Below are 403 nucleotides of genomic sequence, written 5' to 3'. Positions count from 1 at the left end.
ACCTGGGGCACTAGCCTCATCCAGACTGGCAAAAGACCAACTCGAACCCGTCACATCCGCAGTGATACGAGAGACCTTGCCCACCTTGCCCATAGAAATGGTCACATATTCCTGTTCAGGATTAAGGGTTTTAAAGCCTCGTGTATAGTTCATCAAGTCTAAGACATCTTGCTCCGTATGGGCCATCACCGCAACCTTAACAAGTTTTGGATTTAAGCTCGTCAACTCTGACAAGATTTCCATCATATTTTCAGGTGTTCCTTGGAAATTGTGGTAACTCAAAACGAGATTTGGGAAGTCCAGCATTTCTTCAAAAACATCCTTGTAGCTATAGTACTCAAAATCAATATAGTCTGGTTGATAGAGTTGCGCCACTTCCTTGATTAGATGGATATATTCTTCT

General features: G+C 42.7%; 1 protein-coding gene. It reads right to left on the bottom strand.

The genetic code is table 11. The annotated features are described in order from the left end of the window. Window positions 1-403, bottom strand: a 403-nt coding sequence (locus tag SMIDD26_RS10925) for a type I 3-dehydroquinate dehydratase (protein WP_134990319.1), incomplete at both ends; no start/stop codon positions are given.

The organism is Streptococcus mitis, assembly GCF_001579035.1.
Taxonomy (GTDB): Bacteria; Bacillota; Bacilli; order Lactobacillales; family Streptococcaceae; genus Streptococcus; species Streptococcus mitis_J.
This window is presented reverse-complemented; position numbering and strand designations above follow the sequence as displayed.